This window comes from Bacillus sp. FSL K6-2944 (genome assembly GCF_038005385.1).
Taxonomy (GTDB): Bacteria; Bacillota; Bacilli; order Bacillales; family Bacillaceae_G; genus Bacillus_A; species Bacillus_A cereus.
In genome coordinates this window covers 629,342-645,349 of record NZ_JBBOTE010000003.1, presented here as the reverse complement: position 1 = coordinate 645,349, position 16,008 = coordinate 629,342, and the positions used below count along the sequence as shown (strand labels likewise).

The window sequence follows — 16,008 nt, the reverse complement described above, 5'->3', positions numbered from 1 at the left end:
GGCCTCCTTTAATTGATAAGTTTCTTTAAAATCATGCATGTTAATACAAAACCAATTCTTAATCTTATCCTAAATTCTTTCAAGATGTTCATATATTTTTACCTTTGTAAATGGAATTTTTAATTAATGTTACTTAAAAAATTGTATGATATATTTTTTAAGATCGCGACTTACATACATTATATTTTTTAAACAAGGAGGTGCTTAGAATGTTTGAGGCTATGGGATTCTTTGGTGTAGGTAAACCAATGGGAGAGGCAATCGTTAATGTCGTTGATTCAGTAGGTTATGGCATCATCGCTGCATCAACAATTGCTGCAATTATTTCAGCAGGTGGTTTATCTGTTGCAGCTGCTACAGTTGACGTTGCAATCTTTACTATTAAGGAATACATCAAAAAAGATATGAAAGCTGCTGCAGTTGTTTGGTAAGCTCTAATTATCGCAATTATACTTTATTACTTAGGGGGAGATAAATATATCTCCCCCTATTTCGATATATTTTATATATAGAAAGGTGGTTTTTAAAATTTTCTACAAAATTATTTTGAGAAATATTATTTTGGAACAACTTAGGCAAGACTTTTCAGGTATGAGTGAGCAGTTAAGGACAAAGCTAGGATTGAAATTACCTACTATGTTAAATTGGATTATAATACTTTTATCGCAAAATATTTTCTTTTTATTTTTTGTCTTTTTCTTTGAAAGTATTACCAATGATACAGTTAGAACCTGGATCATATTTGCTGTGCTCTTGTTTAATTTCATTCTCCCTAGTTCAATGGCTAGACAAAATTCAAATCGTATTAGCAATAATCCATTATTCGATACACTGTGGCAGTCTCAATATAATCAAAATCAACTTCTAAATGTAACATTATTAGCTGAAGTAATTATGTTCTGGGTTCATGAATTTATGTTACAAGCTATGGGAGTATATATCATAATAAAAGTTTCTCCTAACTTTATCATTGGTGTTTTTTTTATTATGTGTTGGATCATATTAATTTCATCAATTTACTTTTCAAGATTGAAGAAAGCAATATTACAGTCTTGGGATACTCAGGTTCGTAATACAAAATATAATGAAAGTTTTTATTTATTAAGGGTCATTTTAATATCAGCAGGAATTTGGCTACTCATTAAAACGCTATTTCTTCCTTTAATCAAAGAACCCATTCCAAGGAATATCTATAGCCAAGGAATATTTAAAACATTTTCTACCTTTTCAAAGCATATTGAATTAGTGTTTATTAATCATTTTCAAGCATTATTAAAGGCGGTTCACCATGATTGGATTTATTACATCTTAGGTATGGGTATCATTGGTTATTTGGTTATGACAGTCTTTTATTTTGTTTATTATTCTAACGCAAAGAATTTTACAGAAAAACGTAATACACTTGCCTTAAAAAAATCTAAAAGTGATATTTTTAAATTTTATCAATGGCTTGGTAAAATAGTTTATTCTAGGGACCCATGGATACGTAGAGATTTAATAATTCTTGAAAGATTAATCATACATACAAAGATTTCCCAGAAAACATTCTTGCTTATTCCACCCGCTTTTTGTTCAATTGTGGGATTTTCAATATTTTTCATCGGAAATTTGGATAACTTCACAAATTTCATATTAGGATTTTGGTTTATATGTTGGATTGCAATTTCACAGACTATTTGGTTATGGTTATGGAATTATCCTATCCTTCATCCATCAAGTGAATTGAGACAAATAGATTTAGTGAAATTAACTCCATCCTTTTCAGATAAACAATATATGGAAAGTAAACGAAAATTATTAATGCTATTATTGTGCCCACTACAATTAATAATTAGTGTTATATTTATGATTGGCTTTATACTTATGGACGGTTCCATTCTCGAATTATGTATAGGGATTATTGGTAGTTGGTTGCTTTCTTTCGTGAGCTGTATTTTATCAACTTATTGGCTACAATTATGCAGTCGGTTTGATTATGAAAATATATTTATGATTCGTTTAGATACTTATGAAACGAAAGTTCTTCAATATTTCTTTACTATCCCGAAACGAATACTAAATGGTCTGTTATTCATCGTTTTCTTTATAGGGGTATTTCTTGATCATTCATTAGGAAGAACATTCTTCTATGATATTTTTATGATGCTAATCATTGTATGGGGATTTAGTTTCTTTTTCTCTAAAAAGAAAAAGAAGAAGATAGGTGTGTAATGAAATGAGGAGTGAACAAAATAAATTATTTCAAAGTATTTGGTCTAAATATTCTAGAAAGCTTGCATTCATTACATTGATTTTTTTAGCTGCTTGTTTTTGGGGAGGTATTTTTCAACGGCATCATAATCCTTTTCCACCGGATCCACCTAGCTATTCATGGTTTCATTATTTTTCTCATAATATTAATCAATCAATGATCTCTATTGGATTAGGGATAATCACTTATGGAATCGGTAGTTTAATTTTGCTAGTTCTGAATGGCTCATTAATAGGTATTGTGCTTGCTGTAATGGTTCAAAATGATATGACTTTAGAAATTTTTACAGCTTTTCTCCCTCATGGAGTTTTTGAGATACCTGCCATTTTATTATCATGTTTATACCCATATATGATTTGGGGATTCATATTTCAAAGTACCAAAAAGAGAGGGATTGATTTCAATTTATTAAAAAGAGAAATAATACCTGTACCAATAATAATTACACTTTTATTAATAATTGCAGGATGCATGGAAACTATGTTCGCATTATAAGTTTTATCTTACATTATTCACAAGATTCTATTTAAAGGAGAGTAAAAATGTTTCATATACAAAATTTAAATTTTAGATATGATAAAAATCTTAAATTAATAGAAAACATTTCATTTTCAGCCAATCCTGGTGACATCATTTGGCTAAAAGGAGACAATGGATGTGGAAAAACTACATTACTACGTATAATTGCACAACTGATTAATGCGGAAAGTACATTTTCTTTCAAAGGGAAATTGATTGAAAATAGAAGAGAAATATTAGCAAATTTAACATATATACCTGCAGAACCTTATTTATTTAATTATTTAACAGGAACTGAAAATGCAGATTTTTTACAAAAACTATTTAATGTAGATCAAAAGCAATTTTCAAGCTCCTTCCTTAAGATGATAAATGAATTTCAAATGGATCATGCTCTAAATCAATTTGTACAGGAGTATTCACTAGGAATGAAACATAAATTGTATTGGTCTGCTGTATTAGCACGTAAATCATCAATTATTCTGCTTGATGAACCACTTTCAGCATTTGATAGTGATGCTCAAAAATTAGCTATCGATATTATTAAACAGAAAGCAAGCGAAGGTTCTATTATTCTGTTCACCTCACACCTTTCGGAAATAAGCGTTAAATTAGCCACTAGAGTTCTAGTTTTGCATGAGGGAAATCTTAAAGAGGAAAAAATATAAAATAGTTGTCATAAAGGGAGATTGAAAAATGAATAAATTAAAGCTAACTTTCGCTGTATTTTCAGGACTAATTATGTACTTATGTATATTAATGAGCATTAAAATTAATGAGAGCTCTTATCTAGGTGATTATTTGCTACATAAATTTAGTATACAACACAATAGAATCGTTATTATTATCGTCTTTTTTGTGTGCTTTTGGATTCAAAATAAACTATTAAAAGATACTGAATCAATATTAACAAATTGGATGCGTGTAATTCTTACAGGTTTAATGTTTATTGCCTTTGTTTCTTATTTTATTTTCTAGCCTCAGTTCACTACTAAATAGATAAATATATAATGAGTACATCCGTTTACTTTTATTCACCATATTCCTATTACCAGATTTCTCCTCTCATCGAGTTGTGGACAACTATAGCTATAGAAACAACCAAAGCCATTTACTCAACTGAAACGTCTAGCTGTTATGAAAACAATTAAAGGCTATTTTTCATGACAGCTGGATACACTAGCCTCTGATTTTTGGAATATGTGATATTTACAAATTGCTGCTTATTTTAGTATGATTTACTTAATTTTAAAAGCATAGGAGCTGAACATAATGTTAATGAAATGGGCATTGGAACGTTTCGCTGCAGATAAACAATGTATTGAACGTGCATTAACAATATGGAAAAAATGGATGAGTAAAAAGAAGACATACTCCGATGACCTTGCCGCTAGAGGTACGATGTACGTTGTCAAACATATGAAGTTACGCGAACATCAAGTTGCGGTCATTTTTGACTTTTTTGATGAATATTTGAGTTTATTAGATGATGGAGAAGAACAAGCTGAAGCTTTTTATAAAAAAATTATGGAAATGTAAATTCTAATTACATAGAAATACAAAAACCGACTCAATTAAGAGCCGGTTTTATTTTTTTACTTTACATATACATAAGCTTCATTTACAGTTACATAATATGTTTTGCCTTTGCTATTGTGTACTTTATATTGCGAGGAACCATCCACACCTACTTTTGCCTCAATTGTAAATCCTAACCCTTCATCTACAGTTCCTACAACGTCTCTATCTAACCAAGAAGGTTTTGAATAAAATCGTAAGTCATTCACTTTAGAAACAACACGTTTGCCTTCCACAGATGAAGATTCTTCTTTATATCGAATGTATGAGGAATCGTTATAAATCCACTGATTTCCTCCAAGATTCAACCAGTTGCCTACTTTACCCCAGACTTTATATGCTTCACCTTTTTGTAATTTACGAATAACACTATTTGTTGTGGATGGACCAGAACGAAGGTTTATATTGTATCCATCAATATATGCTACTCCCGCTTCATTCATAACACCAGGTACTTCACTTGGTTGCTTTGGTTTCGCTTCAACTGAAATGGAATTTCCATTATATGCTTTTAATACATCAGCACGAAACTTTGATTCTGATACACCATGACTGCGAAGATAATCAATCGGATCTTCGTGATCTGTGCCACCAAGCTTATACGTAATGCCTTTATGCGTCCACAATCCAATGGATGGATCAATGTTTCTATCACGTAAAATCTTAGCTAGTAGCTTCACATATCTCTCATAGGATTTTTTAAATTTAATAGGGTCACTCGTTTCAGAGAGCTCTACATGAACAAATCGTTTATTGGCTGCTGGGCCTGCTCCCCATGCCTGATACTTAGTAGAAGCAATTTGAATTGTTTCATCCCAATCTGTTGCATAATGTACAAATGCGGAACGCCATGTTCTTGCTTCATAGTTTCGGATATTAATAGCAGGTGCTTCTGGAGTGGCTGTAGAATGTGCTACTACACCTTCATATGCCCCATATCCATTGTGATATTCAGCTTTAGGTAACCCTGGAATAATCATTTCTCGATCAGCAAAGACACTCCCTGCCGAAGTAAATATAATGATAGCTGCAGTAGAAATTGAGGCTAATAATTTAATAGATTTTTTCATTTTTCGTCACCATTCCCCATAATTTTTTGTTTAATGTCTGATACATCTTTTGAAAGTGAACCAAATGCTTTTGCCTGTTCTTCGATGACTGCCTGGTTTTTCTCGATTACTTTTTGATACTGTTCTTCACGCTGCTCATTCTTTTTTTGCGTAGTAAAAAGCATCCACACAAATAACGCTGCGAATGCTCCTTGTTGAATCATTGAATTGAAAATCTGTTCCTCCACTTTTCTCATCTCCTCTTTTAGCAAAATAAAAAAGCCTGCTTATGCACGCTTAATCTGTAATATTCAAATTAAAAAGCTCATTGCAATATGAAAAGTACTTCCACTTTGAACACCATTCACGAAAATCCCACCATCTTTTTTTACTGTAACTTCACAAAAGTTTGTATTCACTCCTCCAGTTATCATAATAGCTGGAACCGCAATGTCTTGAACAGGTCTACATCCAACTGGAAGTGTAGCAAATACTGTTGCTTTTTGCGCATTTCGAATAGAACCAATTACATTAACGTGTTCTCCACTTCTTTTATACTTCAAAATTCTATCAGGAACATTCTCTACACCAGTTGTAGGAAGGTTAATCCATCCTGTATCATACGCTTGTCTGATTGTGCCATCAGTTCGAAATTCTACTCGTTTGGACCAATCCCAAGAATCACCTTGTTCTTTTGTAGAAGGAGCAAATATCAGCTCTCCCTGTGAACCCTTATGAATAACTGATTTAAAAGAACGACTTCCCAAAATAATTGCGTTATCGCTCTTAAATTCAAGTAATCCATTTATGATGTCGCCAGCTTTTTTTAGAAGATTATCAGCAAAAACATTGAATACCCCAGTAGGTGATTTATCAAGCAACACTTTATTGTTTTTCCAGTCTTTTAAATAGAATTGACCATCCGAGGCTCCTACAAGACCGATATCTAATAACTTATCCTCACTATTGAATCCAACTCCGATATTGGAACCGGGCGTTGGTCTCATTGTTAGATAACCTGTCATTATCCCACCAGATCGCTTTACAACATCCATTTTATCAACCGCTTGCTGCAAAGCATCTATCTGTTTCTTGAGCTTATCGAACTCTGAAATATAGTTTTCTATTTTAATGTTTCCTTCTTTTACATCCCGTTTTAAAGTAATCCGAATGTCTGGTGTACTCATTCGTTCTGTACTTTTTTCCATCACAAAATAAGCTGTCCAATCATCCGATGTGGAAACAGCTTGCGAGGACAATGTGTATGAAAATACGCCATTCTTTGCATCAACTATTTGGGCATCATCCCGAACGAACAGTCCGACTTGATTAATCGCTTCGTACTTTACTGCATACCCTGTTAAATCAACAATTTGCCCCTTTTCTCTTACATATACAGTAAGCTTCAATCCGTTTTTATCATTTTGTCTCGAACGAATTGTTTTGGTAAACACAGGATCTGCTAAATCTATAATAATTTCCTCATTTCGCATGACTACACCTCTCTCTAACTATTCCTTTTCACGCGTCTAGGTGGTCTTCTTTGACGTTTTACTTTGTTCCTATGTTTTATATTCCCTTTAGGCTTTATCGGCTCTATTTCTTCGAATTTAACCCTAGTTTTAGTTACATACTCTTGAAATGCACTTGTTAATTGTGAAAGCATTCCATATAAGCCTACACCATTTTCCTCTGATTCTTTTGGAATAACTAAACCATAATGTGTAGGAATTGCATCTGTAGTAATTGTTGGCTCTCCTTCCTTACGATTCATACGCATCTCATACAGTTTTGGAATGTCGGTTTTCAAATTGTATTGTTTAATTTCCCATTCCATTACCTGTTCCAGTGCGCTGAATGCAACAGGGCGGATATTAGTTTTATAGGTTTCTTTTGAAGAAACTTTGAAGTCTGAAGCAATTACTCCTTGATAATATGTCCCAAGAGCGGTTTTCACTTGGATATACCCATTATCCCAACTCGAATTTCGTATTATTGCATTAGGGAGCATAATATCCGTATCCCCTCCAGATGCAACTCCAATACTTGCAATCCAATTGTCATTCCGATAAAAGCGAAACTGATCTTTAACCTTAAATCTCATTTCACTTTCGGCATTTAGGACAATCATTTTATCAGCGTCAAGCATTGCGTTACCTGTTTGTGAAAAGTATAAGGATGCTGCATTCAAGTATCCATTGCCATCAAGTCCTTTAGTAATTCCAATTCCCCCAGACTTAACACTCGTATCCGAGAATTGGTACACCATAATAGCGCCATTTGCCCCTGTGGAATCTGAATCTCCACCTAAAATAAGAGTAGGCTGTATTTCATTTCTACTATTTTTGTAATACCCTACAAACACCCTTGTTTTAGATGACTCATACAAGCGTATAAATTGCTTTGAAATATTTACATAGTTCACACTATCTGAAGTTCGTAATGTTGAACCTGTTATTTCTCCCCCTCGAACAACGTTCCCGCTTAATGTACCTGCAGTAATAAAATCAGCAACAATTCTTCCGTCACTTGTAATGGCAGTTCCATATGGGCCATTCACACCTGTGGAAGAATACCCTAATCCATTCAAGTTCCATTGCCAAACCTTTTTCGCACTCTTTTCATCTTTCGTATCCATAATTAAAATACGATCTGGATAAACGCGGACATGTCCTCCGAATCCCGAATTAATAAGGCTTGTAGCATTTGCTTTTGCTGCATCTAAAATAGAGCTTGGCATATTGGATAACTCTTCTTGTACCAGGTCAACCCTACCGGAAACGTCCGTAAAGGATTCTTTGAAGTTACCAATGGTTATATCCAGATACTCTTTTTTTATTGGATCATATTTATAAGCAATTACCTTCGCTTTTATATCAATACCATCTTCTTGATGTTCAACCGTAACAGTATCTGCCATATAAACACTTTGTAAATGCTTATAATCCTTATACTCTTCCGTTTGTGATAATTCCTGAAATTTAACGTTATAATTTGCTTTAGGCTGATCAATCTTTTGAGTCGTAAACATATCTTTGGCGGCCTGTCGTAATAATCTATACGCTTCTTCTAACGGAACTGCATCTTCATCGTCAGCATTTTCACCAATAGCCGCTTTAATATTTTTAAATTCAATCACTTTAATTTTAGGATGAGGATACTTATTTATAAGTGGACTATCCACATATTTTTCAGGAAGAAATAACCCATCAAACCCTTGTGGCATGATTCTAGTTATAGGACTTTTCCAATCCACATTACCTTCATAGCCTAATAAATCTTTTTTATGACGAATCACTACCCCACGATCCATACCACGATTTTGTAGCATCTTCACGTCAAAATTATCTCGTTTTAATTCGCCACCCCAACGATTAACAAATGAATTGTCTTGACTAAAATCCAATAATGCTTCCACAGGATTTTTACGGACAATACGTGCACTGGCTATCTTTGGTACATCTGAATAAAACTGAAAAGGATGCTTGTATTGGCATCCTGCTGACATACGATTCATAGCTCCGTTACCATTTGTTGTTTCAGCGAAAATGTCTTCAATAAGATTTTCCGTTAAATCATAAAAGATGTGGTAACATTGTGCTGTAATCTCACCCATACTGACTTTAGGAGCTGCCACTCGAAATAGTTGTTCACCATCAGGAGTTGGGACTTTAATGATACTCATTCCCTCTATTTCCAAACCACGTGGTGCAAACAATGGATAACTAAATGAAAATAAAAATAAACCATTGAGTTCTTCCTCAACAGTTGCGTTATAAATATTTTTATCTAAAGCCCCTATACCATTGTGTGTAAAGTCAGTCTCATTTGGTTTATATAAAGTAATCATTTATATCTCCACCTAGGTCGAATTTCCATAAATTGAATTGCGCCTGACCACTCTATTATATTTTCTCCTACGTTAAATATAGGGAACTGCCCGACCATTTTATGATTCATTGATATGGTATCGGTATATGCTTCAAGTATTTCTGAGTCTATGACAACAAAACCATTCACATCTTTTATTTGAAAAGAGACGTCATTGATTGTTATACGGAAAGTACCATTTCCCACAATCCAAAACTTAGGATCAGATTCAATTGTACCTGGATTATAAATCACACCAGTTTTTTTGGTGAGCTTCAGATTTACATCCTCTGTATATTCAAAGGGATCTAGCTTAAAATCCACTTCAAATTCACCGTGTTCTTCAATTTCATTTACAATATCACCTACTACAACATGTTTAATTTTTCGATAAACATCATCATCAGTAAAATATAATGTTTTTCCATTCATCAACCACGACTTCATACGTCGCACTAACGGCTTAATATTCTCTTCTTCAAGCATATTGAACTTTATTTTTAAAGGGACGTCTTTAAACGCCCTTTTTTTTGTCAGTGAACCATGTCTACCAGATACTTCAATATGTTCTACTTCTTGTTCTGCTGTAGGAATAACAGGGCGCTCTACCATACATATTCCATAGTCACTTGCTAACTGATTATCGATACCTATGTCTAGCAATTTAAGTCCTCCCTATTCCTATTTTTGAATTACGCCCTTTTTGAGCAAGTGCATCATCTATTTTTCCGACCATGCGGTCGATATCACGATCATCCCTCACTGAAGGATTATAAATATTAATTACAGTTGGTTCATTAGACATCGTTGCTGCAATCCCTTCACCAATCGCGCCTAATGTTTTTTTATTCAACGGTAAAACCGCTTCATTTCCAGCTTCTCCTGCCCCTTGTAACTGACCATTACTCATACCGAAAATTGTAGGTCTAGTAAAAATACCGCCTTTTGCACGCCATTGTACACCAATGCCAGATGGATACGTAATGTCTTTCCCTAAAATGTTTTTCGTGCTAGTTTCTAAACTAAAATGCGGCATTTTAGGCATTTCCGGTTTCGGAATCTTTAATTTCAAATCACTGAAAAATCCTTTGATTTTATCAATGAATCCCTTCACTTTATCCACCGCATCTTTTATCGGGTCAATGATAAATCTCTTTGCTGCATCAAATTTTTCTTGCGCTGCATTCTTTACAGAATCAAATTTTTCCCGTGCCGTATTGTACATATCATTGAACTTCTCTTTTACAGAATTATAAGCTGAAATCACTGGATCAATAATATATTTATAAACTAGATTCCATGCCGTAAGTGTATAAGATTGGATTTTGGCCCAATTACCTAGTATCCAATTCGCCAAATCATTCAATTTTTCTTTCGTTGCATTCCACAATTCCTGAACAGGCTGAATCACATATTGTTTTACTAGATTCCACGCTGCGGAAGTATATGATTTCACTGTCTCCCACTGTGAATGTAACCAAGAAACAAGCGTACCGATCTGTTCTTTAACCCAATCCCATGCTTCTTGAACAGGTTGAGTAATATATTGTTTAAATAAGCCCCAAGTAACTTGTGCAGCAGCCTTTATAAGTTCCCACTGCGTACTAAGCCATGTGACTAATTCGCAAATTTTTGCACTTATCCAATCATATGCTTCCTGGATGGGTTGTATAATATATTGAGATATTGCAGCCCATGCAATTTGTGCCCCTGCTTGAATGAGTAGCCAACCTGCTTCTAAAACTGTGGAAACTGCTGAAATAATCGGATCTAAAACTGTAAATATTGTATCCCACGTTTCTTGCCAAGCTGTCTTTAATTGATCCCAAATAGAAGTTGCCGTTTCAACAATATCCGTCCACAATTCACTGAAAAATTCACTTAAAGGAGACAATATACTATCTGCTAATTCAATGAATGAAGACCATGATTCTGAAAAATAATCAGTAATACCTGTCCAAATTTTCGATACTGTATCAGAAATTCCAGTCCATAGATCAGCGAAAAATTGACCGATAGGTTCAAAGAACTCATTTGCCATATTCAAAAAATCTGACCAGGCTCCAGAAAAGTAATCAACTGTGGATGACCAAGCATCTTCACAAGTTTGAACTATGCTATCCCACAATTCACCAAACCAATCTTTAAATTCAGACCACTTTTCAGAAAGCCAATCCGTTATGGCACCCCAGTTTTTTATTAACATGATAATACCAGTTATCACTAAGGAAACTGCTGCAATGGTAGCTATCACAGGTAAAAATGCCAGATTCAACGCACCAAATGAAACAACGAGAGCTGCTACAATTGGAGTTAGAATAATAAACGCTGTACTTAATGCACCCATCACGATTAAAAGTGTTTGATCAGCTTCAGACAACTTACTAAACCAATCCATTACAGCTTTAACTCCATCAACAATTGGAGGTAAAATATCTTTCGCTAATTCTGCAAATTTCTTTCCAAGTGGCTCTAACGCAGCCTGTGTTTCTCTTAATGCTTTTTGAAATTGTTGTCCCAAAGATTCTTCCTGAAGTTTCTTCATTTCATCCATACGTCCAGTTACATCACCAAGACCACCATGTACATTATTTAAACTAAGTACCGCTTCAGCGCCCATGTCTTCCCATTTCACGCCAAATAAAGCAACACCAATCTGGTTTGCTTTTACTTTGTCATCCATCTTTTGAAGATCACCTAACACAGCATGAAAAACATCGGCTGCAGTTCCCTTACCTTCATTGAATGACTTCCATACTTTTTGTGTCTCTTCAGATAAATCGCCGAATCCTTCTGATACACCTTTCGAACCATCTTGTACACGGATACCAAATTCTTTCACTAGGTCATTGATATAGTCTAAGTTATACGAACCACTTTTTGTTCCATTTGCTAAAATCGTAAACATTTCTTGCGCACTAAAACCACCTTGTTTAAATAAAGGCGCATATTCAGAGAGGTTATCAAATAACTCGTCTGAATAATTTAGACCTTCTTGAGCACCAGCAGCAAGTAAGTCAAAGGTTTCCTGTGTAGATAAACCAAACTGACTCATTAACTGTCCTGCACCTCTAGTCGCTTCATTTAAATCAACATCGTAAACTTTAGCGAGCGTTAAAACGTTTTCCGATGCACCTTGCAATTCTTCATGTGGTACATCACGCATATTTTGATAGACTTTTATCAGTGCATTGTCTACCTCTTCAAGATTTTCACCAAAGCCTTTTTTCCATGTATCAACTGCAATTTTTTGAAGATTCTCGGCACCTTTCCCAGTCAATCCTAATGAAGCTTGAATTTTTCTCTGTGATCCATCAAATTCTATTGCTGTATTTACAATCGACTTTCCCATTTCAATTAACTTTTCAGATATTCCTTGTAGAACTTCAGCGGCTTCCATTAAATTGTTCATATCAAGTTTCTTATTGATTTCCGCCATACCATCCGCTGCTTGTGAACCACTTCGCCCAACACTCTGTAAGGAGTTTTCAAATTGCTTTACTGTCGTTTTTGCTTGGTTTAATTTAGCCTCAAGTTGCTGCACTTCAGTAGAATTCTCACCATACACACGCTTTGCGGCACTTAATTGTTGTTCTAAGTTGTGGACGACCCTATCAGTCATTTCCATTTGCTGACGTAGTTGTTTCTGTGCTAATTCCAACTTATCCGCTTCACTAGCATTTTGACCTAATTCAGCATTTTGAAGTTTGAATGAACTTGTCAAACGCTTCTGTTCAGCTTCAAGCTTCTTAGAATTCTCTTGTAAATCCAATAAAGTTCCACGTGCTGCCCTCGCTTCAATTGCTTGTTCGGAAAGTCCTTCATTCACTCTTTTCATTGCATGTTCAAGAGAAGTTTCAGCACGTTCTGCATCAAGCAACTTCCCGTACATTTTATTGAGTTGTTCAGCGGTTGTACTTGTGTCCTTGGACATAGCTTGATATTCAGCACGCAACATAGCTGTACGCTTTTTAGCTGCTTCCATTTGAATTTCAAGCTTCTTCTTCTCAGCAAGAAGTTTATCAGTCATCGTTGCATCTTGACTCATTGCTGCAATATGATTTTTATATTCTTTCGCTGCATTATTCATCACCATATTGATTTGCTTCAATGTATTTGCATACTGAACCTGACCATCCATTTTAAAATTAAGGACGACGTTCCTTTCTTTACTATTCCCTGGCATTTTTTCACCTCATTTCTTATAGGAATGGTGTTTGATCTAGCGTGTAGATTTGTTTTGGTTTCTGCTCATGTAATGCATCCGGATTGTTGTATCTGAGATACATGATGAATTGCTTTAAAAAATGTGCAGGTGTGATTTTCCAGAAGTCATCCATACTTAAACCAAGCAATGTATTACCGACATAAAAATAAAAATCCCAGTCGAGTTCCGACTGAGATTCCTCATTTTTAGTCAGTATGTTTTTTACTTTTTTTCTTGCTTCAGCTTCTCCATATCAGAAGTTTGGAAAGTTTGTCCACTGAAAATTTCGTATACAACGATGAAGATATCAGGTAAATCATTCATAGGAATGGCACCTTTCAATTCAGCTAATGTACATTCTGTACCGCCGCTACGTACCATCGCATAAATTAATGCACGCATCAATTTCGCTTCATTTTCTCCCAGGCTAAATTGACCTTTTCCTAACATATCATTCATTTCTTGTTCAAATTCATGATAGGGTGTTCCATACGCCTCTTCCACATAAGGAAAAGATTCAAAAGTAAAAACAACAGGGATTGTAACACCCTGTATTTTAATGCTGTTTCTAGTTATATTAACGTTAACTAAATCACTTAAACGTGACATACTATCACTCCTTATTTCCCTGGTGTCGATGTTCCACCAAGTTGCGTTAATTGAGATTCATCACAAATGACTTGTTTTAGGAAATCTTCAGCTTTCATTCCTTTTGCCTCTGGATCGCCAGTATCCAATTCAGCTTGTGTTACATCGTTACATAACAATGGATCTGCTGTAATTGTGTAAGCAATGTCATCCACAGCCATTTCATCACCTTGTGTTTTCCAAGATTCTTCTACTGGCGCAACTGTACATTTTGGATACCAACGTAATATTTTAGTTCCATCATTTAAAGGGAATACAACACCTACTGCGAACTTTGGATACGCCTTCGCCTTCGCTGTTTCAAAAGACACGCCTTTTTTACGTGTTTTAGCAAAGATTTTATCTTTCACTTCACGATTTAGACCAGCAAGATTAAAAGCTAATCCAAATGCTGTATTTTTGACAATGTTAATCATTTTTTTGTTAGATGCCCACTTTGTAAAATTAGTAGAAGTAGTGGAAATCGTTAAATCAGAAATATTCGTTTGTCTATAAACAATATCCTCATAAGTTGGTAGTGCACTAGAAGTTTCATTTCCCTTCATCAAGCATAGATATAAATCTTCAATCCCTACGGAGTATTGAATTTCTTTATTTTCAATTGTCATGTATATCATCCTCACATTCTATTTATTATTTTTTGTGCCATCATATCAGCAATTTTGTCACCTTCTGCATCAAAGGTATTCTGGACAAAGTGTTTTCCTTTCACACGCCCCTTACCTTTTGCTTTTTTATGGCCATGTTCAACTAAATACCAATACCAAGCTTCATCTTTAAATTCCACAGATACACGATCATCTTTCACAACAACCTTTAGGCTATCCCTTAAATGTGTCCGCTTGTTTTTATTGGATGCTTTGATTTTTGGTTTTAATTTACTCGCAAAATACTTGGCTGCTTCGTCCAATACATCCAGTTCGACCTTTTTATTCACACGTAATAGCGTATTAATATCTTCTAAAGCTTCAGAAAAGCCATTGTTATTGGAAGCCATTACTGGATACACCTCACATACGTGATAAACTGCGTGATAGTGTCGTCATTCTCGTCATAACCCATTCCATCAAACTGAGAATAAGACACGCCTACTGCATTAAAAACAGCCTTTAACGGCTCATAATCTTTTTCAGTTCCATTTGTAATAACAGAAATTTGATAAAGTGGCATATCTTTTAGAACCTTATTTGAAGCCCGTTTATGCTGTTCATTCACAAATTCATACACAATGTAAGGATATTTTGCTGTTATAGGTGCACTATCACGATAAACTGGTATACCAGATTTCCTCATGATATCTCGTAACTCTTGAAAGCTAATTTGCATAGGACAATGACACCTCCATTAATCGATCTTCTTCACGTACATAAATACGCTCAATATCATAGATACGCCCACCCACTTTTACACGATAATTCTTTTGATCGGTTTCAATATCTCGATCCATACGAACTTCAATTTTCTTTACAATTTCATTCGTATCTTTCGTTGTAAATTTATCAGTGGCCGTAACTCCAATGTTGTTATAACGAATGTTACGTTCTAACGGATATCCCATCACAACACGGTCTGTTTCCGAATCAATTGTTTCTCCTAATTGAAGTAGCTCACCCATCCATTTGAGTTTATTCGTCTTCCTCTTCGGCATCATAAACCTCCTGGACAAAGAATGGTGTTAAAGCATCAAGTGCCTGTTCTAATTCTTTTTCAGAGACTCTGTAATCATAGATAATACCGGCGACCATAATAATTAAATACTCGGTCTGTTTGCCTGTCGCATTCTTTACATAAGTCTTTGCTTGTTCAATATAAAAAGAGAGCATAGAATCATCCATACCCTCTTCCCAATGAATATGAGATTTTAATTTCTCAATTAAATCATCCAT

At 34.7% G+C, this 16,008-nt stretch carries 17 protein-coding genes; 5 read left to right on the top strand and 12 right to left on the bottom strand.

The features are described from left to right. The first annotated feature begins 209 nt into the window (after positions 1-209). The 5 genes from MHH55_RS29945 to MHH55_RS29925 all read left to right on the top strand — a co-directional run bounded on the left by MHH55_RS29945 (position 210) and on the right by MHH55_RS29925 (position 4,309). Positions 210-431 (top strand): uberolysin/carnocyclin family circular bacteriocin, encoded by a 222-nt coding sequence (locus MHH55_RS29945; protein ID WP_078186855.1) that lies wholly within the window; start codon positions 210-212, stop codon positions 429-431. Positions 432-561: 130 nt separating this feature from the next. Further along, positions 562-2,211, top strand: coding sequence for a hypothetical protein (locus MHH55_RS29940; RefSeq protein ID WP_254849750.1), 1,650 nt, complete (start codon positions 562-564; stop codon positions 2,209-2,211). Between the two features lie 4 nt (positions 2,212-2,215). Beyond that, complete coding sequence (locus tag MHH55_RS29935) at positions 2,216-2,746, top strand: stage II sporulation protein M (RefSeq protein ID WP_078186856.1); 531 nt, start codon at positions 2,216-2,218, stop codon at positions 2,744-2,746. 47 nt (positions 2,747-2,793) lie between these two features. Next, positions 2,794-3,438, top strand: coding sequence for an ATP-binding cassette domain-containing protein (locus tag MHH55_RS29930; protein WP_078186857.1), 645 nt, complete (start codon positions 2,794-2,796; stop codon positions 3,436-3,438). 604 nt (positions 3,439-4,042) lie between these two features. Next, the gene (locus MHH55_RS29925) at positions 4,043-4,309 is read left to right on the top strand and encodes a hypothetical protein (RefSeq protein WP_078186859.1); all 267 of its coding nucleotides are present in this window, start codon (positions 4,043-4,045) and stop codon (positions 4,307-4,309) included. Between the two features lie 56 nt (positions 4,310-4,365). On the opposite strand, the gene MHH55_RS29920 is transcribed toward MHH55_RS29925, so the two are convergent. The 12 genes from MHH55_RS29920 to MHH55_RS29865 form a co-directional block, all read right to left on the bottom strand. Then, positions 4,366-5,418, bottom strand: a complete 1,053-nt coding sequence (locus MHH55_RS29920; RefSeq protein WP_078186860.1) for an N-acetylmuramoyl-L-alanine amidase — start codon at positions 5,416-5,418, stop codon at positions 4,366-4,368. Then, positions 5,415-5,645 (bottom strand): BhlA/UviB family holin-like peptide, encoded by a 231-nt coding sequence (locus tag MHH55_RS29915; RefSeq protein ID WP_033692567.1) that lies wholly within the window; start codon positions 5,643-5,645, stop codon positions 5,415-5,417. Before MHH55_RS29915 ends, MHH55_RS29920 begins: the two co-directional genes overlap by 4 nt. Positions 5,646-5,708: 63 nt before the next feature. Then, the gene (locus MHH55_RS29910) at positions 5,709-6,890 is read right to left on the bottom strand and encodes a BppU family phage baseplate upper protein (RefSeq protein WP_078186861.1); all 1,182 of its coding nucleotides are present in this window, start codon (positions 6,888-6,890) and stop codon (positions 5,709-5,711) included. 14 nt (positions 6,891-6,904) lie between these two features. Further along, positions 6,905-9,247 (bottom strand): phage tail spike protein, encoded by a 2,343-nt coding sequence (locus MHH55_RS29905; protein ID WP_078186862.1) that lies wholly within the window; start codon positions 9,245-9,247, stop codon positions 6,905-6,907. Then, positions 9,244-9,930, bottom strand: coding sequence for a phage tail domain-containing protein (locus MHH55_RS29900; RefSeq protein WP_078186863.1), 687 nt, complete (start codon positions 9,928-9,930; stop codon positions 9,244-9,246). The genes MHH55_RS29905 and MHH55_RS29900 overlap by 4 nt, the downstream gene beginning before the upstream one ends. Before the next feature lies 1 nt (position 9,931). Continuing rightward, positions 9,932-13,453, bottom strand: a complete 3,522-nt coding sequence (locus tag MHH55_RS29895; protein WP_340881944.1) for a phage tail tape measure protein — start codon at positions 13,451-13,453, stop codon at positions 9,932-9,934. A 243-nt stretch (positions 13,454-13,696) separates the two neighbouring features. Continuing rightward, entirely contained in the window at positions 13,697-14,083 is a 387-nt protein-coding gene (locus tag MHH55_RS29890) for a hypothetical protein (protein WP_078188247.1), read from the bottom strand. A gap of 11 nt (positions 14,084-14,094) precedes the next feature. Then, entirely contained in the window at positions 14,095-14,730 is a 636-nt protein-coding gene (locus MHH55_RS29885) for a major tail protein (protein ID WP_098771170.1), read from the bottom strand. An 11-nt stretch (positions 14,731-14,741) separates the two neighbouring features. Further along, positions 14,742-15,119: an HK97-gp10 family putative phage morphogenesis protein gene (locus MHH55_RS29880; protein ID WP_098771171.1), complete on the bottom strand. Its 378-nt coding sequence runs from the start codon at positions 15,117-15,119 to the stop codon at positions 14,742-14,744. Beyond that, complete coding sequence (locus MHH55_RS29875) at positions 15,119-15,448, bottom strand: hypothetical protein (RefSeq protein ID WP_078188254.1); 330 nt, start codon at positions 15,446-15,448, stop codon at positions 15,119-15,121. Before MHH55_RS29875 ends, MHH55_RS29880 begins: the two co-directional genes overlap by 1 nt. After that, positions 15,438-15,770: a head-tail adaptor protein gene (locus MHH55_RS29870; protein WP_142343347.1), complete on the bottom strand. Its 333-nt coding sequence runs from the start codon at positions 15,768-15,770 to the stop codon at positions 15,438-15,440. The genes MHH55_RS29875 and MHH55_RS29870 overlap by 11 nt, the downstream gene beginning before the upstream one ends. Next, on the bottom strand, positions 15,748-16,008 hold the full coding sequence (locus MHH55_RS29865; RefSeq protein WP_098771174.1) for a head-tail connector protein: 261 nt from the start codon (positions 16,006-16,008) through the stop codon (positions 15,748-15,750). Before MHH55_RS29865 ends, MHH55_RS29870 begins: the two co-directional genes overlap by 23 nt.

Bases quoted from the DNA above. Each gene is read 5' to 3' on its own strand.
- MHH55_RS29945 (WP_078186855.1), top strand. From the start codon at position 210: ATGTTTGAGGCTATGGGATTCTTTGGTGTAGGTAAACCAATGGGAGAG.
- MHH55_RS29935 (WP_078186856.1), top strand. From the start codon at position 2,216: ATGAGGAGTGAACAAAATAAATTATTTCAAAGTATTTGGTCTAAATAT.
- MHH55_RS29930 (WP_078186857.1), top strand. From the start codon at position 2,794: ATGTTTCATATACAAAATTTAAATTTTAGATATGATAAAAATCTTAAA.
- MHH55_RS29925 (WP_078186859.1), top strand. From the start codon at position 4,043: ATGTTAATGAAATGGGCATTGGAACGTTTCGCTGCAGATAAACAATGT.
- MHH55_RS29920 (WP_078186860.1), bottom strand. From the start codon at position 5,418: ATGAAAAAATCTATTAAATTATTAGCCTCAATTTCTACTGCAGCTATC.
- MHH55_RS29910 (WP_078186861.1), bottom strand. From the start codon at position 6,890: ATGCGAAATGAGGAAATTATTATAGATTTAGCAGATCCTGTGTTTACC.
- MHH55_RS29905 (WP_078186862.1), bottom strand. From the start codon at position 9,247: ATGATTACTTTATATAAACCAAATGAGACTGACTTTACACACAATGGT.
- MHH55_RS29895 (WP_340881944.1), bottom strand. From the start codon at position 13,453: ATGCCAGGGAATAGTAAAGAAAGGAACGTCGTCCTTAATTTTAAAATG.
- MHH55_RS29890 (WP_078188247.1), bottom strand. From the start codon at position 14,083: ATGTCACGTTTAAGTGATTTAGTTAACGTTAATATAACTAGAAACAGC.
- MHH55_RS29885 (WP_098771170.1), bottom strand. From the start codon at position 14,730: ATGACAATTGAAAATAAAGAAATTCAATACTCCGTAGGGATTGAAGAT.
- MHH55_RS29880 (WP_098771171.1), bottom strand. From the start codon at position 15,119: ATGGCTTCCAATAACAATGGCTTTTCTGAAGCTTTAGAAGATATTAAT.
- MHH55_RS29875 (WP_078188254.1), bottom strand. From the start codon at position 15,448: ATGCAAATTAGCTTTCAAGAGTTACGAGATATCATGAGGAAATCTGGT.
- MHH55_RS29870 (WP_142343347.1), bottom strand. From the start codon at position 15,770: ATGCCGAAGAGGAAGACGAATAAACTCAAATGGATGGGTGAGCTACTT.
- MHH55_RS29865 (WP_098771174.1), bottom strand. From the start codon at position 16,008: ATGGATGATTTAATTGAGAAATTAAAATCTCATATTCATTGGGAAGAG.